Consider the following 9,796-nt stretch of genomic DNA (forward strand, 5'->3'; position numbering starts at 1 on the left):
CTCCCTCAGTTCGCCCGACCGTCACTCGCCGCTCTCCTCGTTCGTCGCTCGTCGTTCCCCCAACCCCGCTGCCACGTCGGCCAGCGCCGGGTCCGTGCCCGCTACGAGCACCATGTCGTCGGGGGCTGGGCGCCACTCGTCATCGGCGAGTGTCGCAGCCGCGTCGTCGACGGTCGCGACCAGCCTCGCCTCGTCACCCCAGGAGCCCTCCATCACTGCTCCCTGGTGCAGCGCCCGGACGGCGCGCGACTGTCCGACACACAGCGTCTTGTCGACGGCGAGTCTGACCGCGAGTCGGCCCACCCTGTCGTGTTCGACGACGCTGTCGTTCTCGCTCAGACCGTCGCCGGTGGCCAGATCGCCGATGATCGCCCAGGTGCGCACCCGGGGTTCGACGTCGCGCGCCCGGGTGACGAGGTCGCGAATGGCGCGCGAGACGGCGTCGATGTCGGCGGGCACGAGGATCACCTGACGTGCGGTCGCATCGGTGGCGACGTCGTCGGTACCGCGCTCACCCGCGCTCACCGACCCGCCCCCGAGGTGTTCTCGAGGACGCCTGCAAGCGCCTCGGCAACGACGACCCTGTCGTCGAATGGATGCTTCACGCCGTCGATCTCCTGACCCGCTTCGTGCCCCTTGCCCGCGACGAGCACGACGTCGCCGGGCTGCGCCCACGCGATCGCCGAGTCGATGGCGGCGCGGCGGTCGCCGATCTCGACGATCTCGACGCCGGGTCGCCGCGCGGCGTCGGGAACCGCGTGCGCGCCGGCGAGCACGGCGGCACGGATGGCTGCGGGATCCTCGGTACGCGGGTTGTCGTCGGTGACCACGACGAGATCGGCACGGCGCGCGGCCACCTCCCCCATCAGGGGCCGCTTGGCACTGTCCCTGTCCCCACCGGCGCCGATGACCACCGCGATCCGGCCACGCGACTGCTCGTCGAGCGTCGCCAGCACCGCTTCGAGTGCGCCCGGTTTGTGCGCGTAGTCGACGATGGCGAGGAAGTCCTGACCCCGGTCGATGCGCTGCAGTCTGCCGGGGACCGACACCTCGGCAATCGCCGACGTCGCTGTCGTGACCGGCGCGCCGGCGGCTACGGCGACCGCGACGGCGAGTGTCGCGTTGGCGACGTTGTAGCGACCCGGGAGTCCGACGGTGAGCTCATGTGCGATGCCCGCGGCGTCGGTGACCTGCACCCGCTGAGAGCCGTCGGAACCGATGGTCGACGGCCCGGCGTGCCAGTCTGCGGGAACGTCGGTGGTGGAGACCGTCAGTGGCGCGATGGTGTCGCCTCGGCGGGCGACGTCGAGCATCCGCCTGCCCCACTCGTCGTCGACGCAGATGACCGACCGCACAGCGCGCGTCGACGACCCCTGCGCGAACAGCTGCGCCTTGGCTTCGAAGTAGTCGTGCATGGTCGGGTGGAAGTCGAGGTGGTCCTGCGACAGGTTGGTGAATGCTCCGAGGGAGAAGTGGGCTCCGTCGACACGGCCGAGCGCCAGCGCATGACTCGACACCTCCATGACGACGACGTCGACGCCCTGCTCGAGCATCACGGCCAGCAGCGCCTGCAGAGTCGGAGCCTCCGGTGTGGTCAGCGAACTCGCCCGCGCCACGCCGTCGACGCGGGTCTCGACCGTGCCGATGAGGCCGACGGTGTGGCCTGCGGCCATCATCGCCGCCTCGACCATATAGGCGGTCGTCGTCTTGCCGGAGGTGCCGGTGATCCCGATGAGTTTGAGTCGTTGCGAGGGATTGCCGTAGATGCGGGCGCTGACGCCTCCGAGTACCGATCGGGGGTCGGCGTGGACGAGGACCGCGCACGCCGCATCGGGCGGGAGCACGCGCGTGAGTTCGGCGCGACCGGCCGCATCGGTGAGAATCGCCGTCGCCCCGCGCTCCACCGCCTCAGCCGCGAATCGAGCGCCATGGGTGCGACCCCCAGGAAGCGCGGCGAACAGGTCACCCTCGGCGATGTCCTGCGCGCGCAGCGAGACACCGGAGACCGCGGCGTCGGCACCCACAGTCCCGATGAGATCGAGCCGCGCCCCAGTGGCCGTCGAGAGAACGGCAACAGCGGTGGGCTCGACGTGTTCGGGTCTGTTCAGACCTGCGGACCGGCGAGTCGACGCCATGATGCGATCGCCTCCCTCAGCAGTGGTTTCGGTGTCGCGTGTTCGGGCCCGTGCGGCTCGAACCCGGGTGGGCGCGGATGTGCAGCGCCGGAACGCACTCACGATACCGTCAGGGCAATTCTCGACGGTCGGTGCCATTGACAAATCCGGCCAACAGAATATCGGTGCACGTCACCGCTGGCTCAGTGGGCCTCGAGCGTGATCCACGGTGTGGGCGTCGGCGACAGCGGAACCTGCTGACGCTGCAGTATCCACGAGGCGATCGAGGCGAACAACGGCGCCGCCGACTGCCCACCGCTGCCGTCGGAGCTGCGCTTGGGATTGTCGAGCATGATGCCCACCACGAACTGCGGATTGTCGGCGGGTGCGATCCCCGCGAAGGTGATGTTGTAGCTCGAATTCGAGTAGCACCCACACGACGGGTCCACCTGCTGTGCGGTGCCGGTCTTACCGGAGAGTTGATAGCCGGAGACCGCTCCCTTGTAGCCGGTGCCCGACTGCACACCCATCGGGTCCTCCTGGAAGACTCCGCGGAACATGTCGCGCACCGTGTGCGCGGTCTGCGGGCTCACGACACGGACACCCGCGGGCCGATCGGCGTCCTCGACGTCGCCACCGTCGCGCTGTTCCGATTCCAGAATCCGAGGGGGGACACGGAGCCCGTCGTTGGCGATCGTCTGGTACATCGCCGTCATCTGCAGCAGCGACATCGACAGTCCCTGTCCGATGGGCAGGTTGGCGAACGAACCACCCGACCACTGACTCAACGCCGGCACCGCACCACCGCTCTCTGCGGGGAGGCCGACGCCGGTGCGCTGTCCGAGTCCGAATCGCTTGACCATGTCGGCGAATCGTTGTTCGCCGACGCGCTTGGCCAGCATCAGGGTTCCGACGTTCGACGACTTGCTGAAGATTCCGGCTGTCGTGTACGGCTCGACACCGTGCGACCAGGCGTCGTTGACGGTGACGCCGGCCATGTTGATGCTGCCCGGCACCTGAAGTACCTCGTCGGGCCTTGTCAGCCCGTACTCGAGGGCGGCAGACGCTGTAATGATCTTGTTCACCGAGCCCGGCTCGAACGGCGAGGTGACCGCCGGATTGCCCAGGTCTGCCTTGGTCTGGTCCGACAGCGGCTTGGAGGCGTTGAAGGTGCCGTCGTTGGCCATGGCAAGGACCTCGCCGGACTTGGCGTCTAGTACTACAGCCGACGCCGACTTCGCGCCGGACGCCTGCTTGGCCTTGTTCACCTCGCTCTGCACGAACCACTGGATGTCGGAGTCGAGCGTCAGTTTCACGGTGGCGCCGTTGATCGCCGGATGCACGTTGCGCGTACTGCCCGGGATCACCGCGCCGTCGGAACCCCGGTCGTAGGTCTTCGAACCGTCGGTTCCGGCGAGTACCGAATCCATCGACGCCTCGAGGCCGATCAGTCCGTTGCCGTCGTAGTTGACGTCGCCGACGACGTTGGCGGCCAGGGAGCCGCCCGGGTAGAGCCGGATGGCCTGCGGATCGGCGCCGACCTCCGGATAGTCGGCGACGATCCGCGCCGCGACCTCCGGACTCACCGAGCGCGCGAGATAGACGAACCCGTCGTCGCTCGTCAGCTTCTTGTGGAGGTCGTCGGAGCTGATCGATCCGCCGAGCGCCGACGACACGCCGTCGGCAATCTCCTTGAGTCGCTTGTCGACGTCGGGATACTCGGGGTTCTTCTTGTGCTCGGCCTCGATCGACTTGCGAACGGCCTTCGGCAGGAACGTCAGGGAGCGCGCTTCGTCGGTGTAGGCGAGCGGGCGTCCGTTGCGGTCGAGGATCGCTCCGCGTTTCGCGGTGAGCACCTGGGTGTACTCGCGTTGCTGCGCAGCCTCCGCCGAAATCGACGACGCCTCGATGGTGTGCACCACGATCATTCGGACCGCGACGGCGAGCACGACCAGGATGATCACGAGTCCCACAGCACGACTACGGAATTCGAAGGTGCGCGGCCCGCGACCCCCACCGCCGCGACCCCAGCGACCACCGCCGCCGGAGCCGCCGTTCCCCGAGCCCCCGGAAGCCCCTGCGGGTGTGCCGCGTCGTCGGGACCGGGGCTGCGCAGCGGGCGGGTCGAAACGCTCACCGATCCGCTGGAAACTGGCGCGTGTCATGGTTGTCAATTGTCCACTGCCCTAACGGGCACCCGCGGAATTTGCGCTCGGCGGGTTGCCATTCGTCGGTGCCGATCGACCCGCGACCGACGGTGCGGAACCCGAGGGAGCCACGTTGGGATTCAACCCTGATGGCGCACCGGGCGCGTCGGCGTTCCGATCGGCAGTCGTGTTCTGGTTCGGCGCCGTGTTCTGGTTCGGCGCCGTATTCTCGCTCGGCGCTGGCGAATTCGGCGCAGGAGAACCCGGCGACGGGGAAGCCGAGGACTGATCGGCGGCACCCGAATCCGTCGCGTCGGGAGACTGTCCCGCCGAGTTCGAGTTCTGGCCTGTCGACGAGTCACCGCCCAGACCCATCGAGTCGCTGACCTTGCTCTTGTCGATCTTGCTGGTGGGGTCGGGCTTGTCGTCGGGATTGATCGTCCCGATCGGTTTGCCCGATGCGGGTTCGGGGTCGCCGAGTACCTTCGGTTTGCCGTTCGCGCCGATCACCATGCGTGCGGGGTTCTGCACCGGGATCATCCCCAGTTTTGCTGCCTTGTCGGACAATTCGGGTGCGGAGTCACCTGATTCGTAGCTGCGTTTGAGGCTGTCGCGTCGATCGAGCAACGCCTGGTTGGTCTTGCGCTCGATCCCGAGTCGATACGAATCCTGCGCGGCCCTCGTCGACAACCACAGACTCAACCCCAGCCCGACGACGAGCAGCGCGAGGACCGGAACCACGAAGGGCACCGACCGCGCGCGAGTGAACAACGAGCGCCGTGGCACCTGTCCGCGGGGGGCGCCACGGTCGGAGGCGACACTCTCTGCCGCAACACGATTGCGACGCCGCTCGATCGCGCGTTGGGCTGCTCGTGAGCGGTTGGGGCGCTGTGTCTCGAGGTTCTCCCGACGTGGACGCCGCGTCGGCGTACTGGTGTCCGCGTGCGCACCGTCAACGACGGCGCGATCGTCGAGCACTGTCATGACCGATTCCTCTCGACACGTTCGATGGCGCGGACCCGTACGGGGGCGGACCGCGGGTTCTCGGCGAGTTCCGCCTCGCCCGCTTGCTCGGCACCACGCGTCACGAGCCTGAAAACGGGTGCGGTACCGGGTAATTCGACCGGCAGACCGGGCGGCGACGTCGACCGTGTGCGTGCGGCGAACTCGCGCTTGACGATCCGATCCTCGAGCGACTGATAGCTCATGACGACCACACGACCACCGACAGCGAGGGCGTCGAGAGCAGCGGGCAAGGCAAGTCGCAAGGCGTCGAGTTCGTGATTCACCTCGATGCGCAGGGCCTGAAAAGTGCGTTTCGCCGGATGTCCCCCGGTCCGTCGCGTGGCGGCAGGGATTGTGGCGTACAGCAATTCGACGAGTCGTCCACTTGTCGTGAACGGTTCACTCTCCCGTGCGCGCAGCACCGCAGAAGCGATCTTCCCGGCGAAGCGTTCCTCTCCGTATTCGGACAGCACGCGCGCGAGATCGCCGTGTGAGTAGGTGTTGAGTACGTCCGCTGCGGTGAGTTCGTCATCCGGATTCATCCGCATGTCGAGGGGGGCATCGACGGCGTATGCGAACCCGCGGTCGGCACGGTCGAGCTGCATCGACGAGACGCCGAGGTCGAACAGGGCCGCGTCGATGTGATCGACTCCTGCGGCGGCGAGCACCCCGTCGATGCCGTCGAACCTCGATTGGTGGAACGAGATCCGGTCGCCGAAGCGCGCCAACCTGTCGCGCGCGATGTCCAGCGCCGACTCGTCGCGGTCGATTCCGACGACCCGCGCACTGTCGAATTCGGTGAGCATCAGTTCGCTGTGTCCACCCGCACCGAGCGTGGCATCGACGACAACGGGGTTCTCGACGCCGGGCCGCGTCAGTGCCGGCGCGAGGAGTTCGGTGATGCGGCGAGCCATGACGGGTACGTGGCCGAACTGTCCGGAACGACGCTCGTCGTCGTGCGACGCATTCACCGAATCACCTCTCGGACCGTGCTGTGTGCACACCCCTACCCGTAGCGGGCACGTGCACTCATCTCGAATTCCTGACACGGCTGCGGGTCGACGCATGCCGTGATGACCGTGGCGAGGAGGGAGTCGTCGGGTGAAGCGGGGTCCCGGTCCGGGGACGCACCTGGCGTTGGGGAAGTACGCCAGGGTCGTTCCGGACCGGGGCCTCGATCCACCCGAAGCCCTGTCCATCGTTCGCCAACCCCTCGGCTACAAGACCGCGTTCAGTGCGGCCGAGTTGGCTGCCGAGAAGTTCTCCTCGTGCTCGCTCTGGTATTCACGCCACTTCTGTGCGTCCCAGATCTCGAGGTGATCGAAACTGCCGAACACCACACACTCCTTGGTCAGCTCCGCGTACTCCCGATGGTCGGGAGACAAGCTGATCCGACCCTGCCCATCCGGACGCTGCTCTTCGGTACTGGCGAAGAAGTAGCGCTGGAAGGCCCGCGCCTGTGGGTCGTTGCGGGATGCCTCCACGATTCTGGCGGCGATCTCGTCGAACTCCTCGGCACGGAACACCGACAGGCTGTGGTCCTGGCCTTTGGTGACCATCACGCCTCCTGCCAGTGCGTCGCGGAACTTGGCGGGCAACGTCAGTCGCCCCTTGTCATCCAGCTTCGGCGTGTAGGTGCCGACGAATCGCACAGACGACATGTCGACACCTCCTGCCCCTGAGCGATCCGTTCCGGTCCGTCTCACCCAGTGCTGCCACAGTACCCCACTTTCCACCACTTTCCACCAACATCGCCCTCTGATCGTCCTACCCGCAGCACTTTCCGCAGGTCAACGCCGAGAATTCCCGTGGTTGAATGAATACAACCGACCGTGTCGCACGTGGCGATTCACGTGTCCAGAAGGGACGAAAAGACATCACTGTGACTGGTGAGGGAAGTTTTCACGGCCAGGTGGGGCGATGTGGGGAGACACGGTGGGGCGATGTGGGGAGACACGGTGGGCGCGCACCGGGGAGACACGGTGGGGCGATGTGGGGAGACACGGTGGGGCGCGCAGCGGGTGCGATGCGGCCATGCCCAGAAGTAACCAGACCGACCGGGAGGAGGACGAGCGCACAGACGACGGCAGGGCCGCACATCATGTGGATGTGCGGCCCTGCCGTGGTGAAGTGACCAGCGCTAGTGCGCTAGGGATGGTGAGTCACTGGGGAATAGCGGGTATCGCTGGGAACGGGGCGCGGCGCCGCGGGGCTACGGCGCGGACTCGGTACGCGCGATCATCGCGCGCCCGGGGTCACTCCTGCTCGAAGCGGCGGTTGAACCGGTCTTCCATGCGCTCGGTGAACTTGCGCTTGTTTCCGGAGGGACGAGTGTTGCCACCCTTGCCTGACTGGGGTGCGGACTCGCTCGGCGTCGACCTACCTCCGCCCCAGAGCGCGAATAGTCCCGCCCCGAACATCACGAGGAAGCCGATGAGGCTGACGACGGGGAGCCCGGCGATACTCAGACCGACCAGGGGTCCGACGATGAGCAGCACCAGACCGACGACGAAAATGGCCGCCGCCTGCAAACGACGGCGACCCGACGACCGGCCCAGCCGACGACGCTCGACGCTGGACGCAAACTTCGGGTCCTCGGCGTACAGAGCACTTTCGATTTGTTCGAGCATGCGCTGCTCGTGCTCCGAGAGTGGCACCGACCCTCCTTACTACGTTGCCGATTCACACATCAACGAGATCGTGGCGACCGCGGACGCCAGTCTCGTGACATGTGTTCGCGGCTTACGTCTTCCATGATACGAGGTGATCGCGAGCGCGACCACCATAACCACCCGAAGGTGACATATCACGGCCGACAACAGCGCGCGACGCCTTGATCGGTGTGACGAAGGATTGCGTCGAGGCACGGCCTCAGGCGATGTGGTCGTAGCCGTAATCGGACCGAGCGGGTGCCTGATGTGCGAGCTTCCCCTGCTCATACGCCACGACGATGTCTTCGACAGCGTCGAGGAACACGAGCAGCCGCGACCGGAGACCTGTGACCACCGAGGCGTCGACGCGGCGTCGTAAACCGGATTCGATCTCCATACGAACGGTCGACATCCCGGCAAAGGCCGTAGCGAACTCGGCGAGCTCGGGAACCGCTGACGAGATTCGTGACCAGGCGTTCGGCGAGACACGTCGGGACGCTCTCCTGACCGGCGGTTCGTACACCGCGAGCGCCGCGCCTGCCGCACGGAGCGCTGCCAGGTAGTACTGACGGAAGCGTTCGGCGTCATCTGGCACGCCGTCGGCGTTCTCGGTGAGGATCTCGGCACGCTCGAGAAGGTCACGCGCACGGACCACGACGACCGGATCGATCTCGGGGCGCATCACTGCGCCATGCGGCGCATGCCGGTTGCCGCGTCGCATCGGCTCCATACCTGCCATGTCGCGCTCCCTTCATCTCCACGGTCTCCACGGTCTTCATCTCCACGGTGCGGTCCGGCGATGCACGCTTCCCTCGTCCACCGCCGGACCACCCGAACTGTCGGGGGCGATGAGAACGGCTTGCGGAGGCACGTTCATCGAACACCCGTTCGACATATTCAATATAGCTAGTGGGGCGACACTCTTCAAGAGAGATGTGGCCCATTTCCGACAACAGCAGCGTAGAAGTCGGTACCGACATTCCCCGGCTCGGCCGCGGCCGGCGCCCGGTGTGCCCGCGGGGTGCGGGAGGAAGGACGACGAGCCAGTTGGCGACCCGCCTCGTTCGACTGTCCGGGCAGGACTGCCCGGTCTGGCTCGACGCTGCCCTGAACGTCTACGTGACCGCGATGGACTACCCGCGCGGTACCGAGCACCACAGGGTCGCACTCTGGCGCGAGCACATCGCCCGACACGGGTGGACGGCCTACGCCGCACTGACGGCCGTCGCCCCCGATCGACGCCTCGACCCCGAGGCGGAGCGTCGGAGGATCCGACCCCCGGTCTCCCCCGCGGGAGACGAGATCATGGTCGGCATCGCCTACGGCTATCGCGGCGCCGACGATCAGTGGTGGAATCACCAACTCCGCACGGGTCTGCGGCTGTCCGGGTGTAACCGGGAGACGATCGACACCATCGCCACCGACTATTTCGAACTCACCGAACTACACGTTCATCCGACAGCGCAGGGCCACGGGATCGGCGAATGGTTGCTCTCCGCGTTGCTGACCGACCGACCCGAGGACCACGTCCTGCTCTCCACCCCGGAGATACCTGAGGAACGCAACCGTGCGTGGTCGCTCTACCGGAGAATGGGCTTCGACGACATCCTGCGCAATTTCACCTTCACAGGCGATCCCCGACCGTTCGCCTTCCTCGGGCGGAGCCTGCCCCTCGATGCCGCGCCGAGACCGATCGTCGACACGACCCTGCCGCCGGCCGCGCGGTGAGTCGGCGACGGCACGCAGGTCTCGGAGGCGGCGGCAACCATCCGCCCCGGCATGACGCCGTCGTCGTGGGGGCGGGACACAACGGACTGATCGCTGCTGCCTACCTCGCCCGAGCGGGACGTTCGGTTCTCGTCGTCGAACGCGACGAGGT

General features: G+C 66.9%; 10 protein-coding genes. 2 read left to right on the top strand and 8 right to left on the bottom strand.

Going from position 1 to position 9,796, the window contains the following annotated elements; all coding sequences use genetic code 11:
• Window positions 1–21: 21 nt before the first annotated feature.
• From GOOTI_RS04405 to GOOTI_RS04440, 8 genes are all read right to left on the bottom strand, one after another.
• Window positions 22–525: a hypothetical protein gene (locus tag GOOTI_RS04405; protein WP_007237370.1), complete on the bottom strand. Its 504-nt coding sequence runs from the start codon at window positions 523–525 to the stop codon at window positions 22–24.
• Window positions 522–2,135, bottom strand: coding sequence for a UDP-N-acetylmuramoyl-L-alanyl-D-glutamate--2,6-diaminopimelate ligase (locus tag GOOTI_RS04410; protein ID WP_039993373.1), 1,614 nt, complete (start codon window positions 2,133–2,135; stop codon window positions 522–524). The genes GOOTI_RS04405 and GOOTI_RS04410 overlap by 4 nt, the downstream gene beginning before the upstream one ends.
• Window positions 2,136–2,317: 182 nt before the next feature.
• A complete protein-coding gene (locus GOOTI_RS04415; protein ID WP_007237372.1) occupies window positions 2,318–4,279 on the bottom strand; it encodes a peptidoglycan D,D-transpeptidase FtsI family protein in 1,962 nt (653 codons plus the stop codon).
• 21 nt (window positions 4,280–4,300) lie between these two features.
• Window positions 4,301–5,245, bottom strand: a complete 945-nt coding sequence (ftsL, locus tag GOOTI_RS04420; protein ID WP_007237373.1) for a cell division protein FtsL — start codon at window positions 5,243–5,245, stop codon at window positions 4,301–4,303.
• Window positions 5,242–6,237 carry a 16S rRNA (cytosine(1402)-N(4))-methyltransferase RsmH gene (gene rsmH / locus GOOTI_RS04425; protein WP_007237374.1) on the bottom strand — a complete coding sequence of 332 codons (996 nt, stop codon included), beginning with the start codon at window positions 6,235–6,237 and terminating at the stop codon, window positions 5,242–5,244. Before rsmH ends, ftsL begins: the two co-directional genes overlap by 4 nt.
• A 246-nt stretch (window positions 6,238–6,483) precedes the next feature.
• Entirely contained in the window at window positions 6,484–6,927 is a 444-nt protein-coding gene (mraZ, locus tag GOOTI_RS04430) for a division/cell wall cluster transcriptional repressor MraZ (protein ID WP_007237375.1), read from the bottom strand.
• 594 nt (window positions 6,928–7,521) lie between these two features.
• Window positions 7,522–7,923, bottom strand: a complete 402-nt coding sequence (locus GOOTI_RS04435) for an SCO2097 family morphological protein (RefSeq protein WP_007237376.1) — start codon at window positions 7,921–7,923, stop codon at window positions 7,522–7,524.
• 214 nt (window positions 7,924–8,137) lie between these two features.
• Window positions 8,138–8,647 (bottom strand): SAV_6107 family HEPN domain-containing protein, encoded by a 510-nt coding sequence (locus tag GOOTI_RS04440; protein WP_233425423.1) that lies wholly within the window; start codon window positions 8,645–8,647, stop codon window positions 8,138–8,140.
• A 317-nt stretch (window positions 8,648–8,964) separates the two neighbouring features.
• Here GOOTI_RS04440 and GOOTI_RS04445 point away from each other — a divergent pair, with 317 nt between their 5' ends.
• Window positions 8,965–9,645, top strand: a complete 681-nt coding sequence (locus GOOTI_RS04445) for a GNAT family N-acetyltransferase (RefSeq protein WP_007237378.1) — start codon at window positions 8,965–8,967, stop codon at window positions 9,643–9,645.
• The coding region (locus tag GOOTI_RS24965; RefSeq protein WP_138985158.1) for an FAD-dependent oxidoreductase at window positions 9,642–9,796 on the top strand (155 nt) is incomplete at its 3' end. The genes GOOTI_RS04445 and GOOTI_RS24965, both read left to right, overlap by 4 nt.

The organism is Gordonia otitidis NBRC 100426 (assembly GCF_000248075.1).
Classification (GTDB): domain Bacteria; phylum Actinomycetota; class Actinomycetes; order Mycobacteriales; family Mycobacteriaceae; genus Gordonia; species Gordonia otitidis.